Here is a 243-nt window from a genome sequence, read left to right on the forward strand (position 1 = left end):
GTCCGCCTCCATTCCCGGCGCCGCGGGCCAACGTGCCAATCATCGCCAGCGCGGCGTCTGGGTAGCGCTGCTTGAGGGCTGCGAGCAGCCGCTCGGCGTTCGCAGTAATCTGGCCGTCCGTGGCGTGCTGCGTGGCATCATTCCCACCGCCCTCGACGACGACGAGGGGTGGTTCACCGTAGGGGAGGACCCAGTCGCCGCGTTGCAGCGCATCGATGTAGTTGGCGGTCTTCCCGTTGCCGG

1 protein-coding gene is annotated in these 243 nt (G+C 68.7%); it reads right to left on the reverse strand.

Going from position 1 to position 243, the window contains the following annotated elements:
- Positions 1–243 (reverse strand): SGNH/GDSL hydrolase family protein (locus SB679_RS25920; RefSeq protein WP_410705258.1); only part of this gene is annotated, 243 nt, incomplete at both ends.

Origin of the sequence: Chryseobacterium sp. SIMBA_029 (genome assembly GCF_046535275.1) — a bacterium.
Lineage (GTDB): Bacteria > Bacteroidota > Bacteroidia > Flavobacteriales > Weeksellaceae > Chryseobacterium.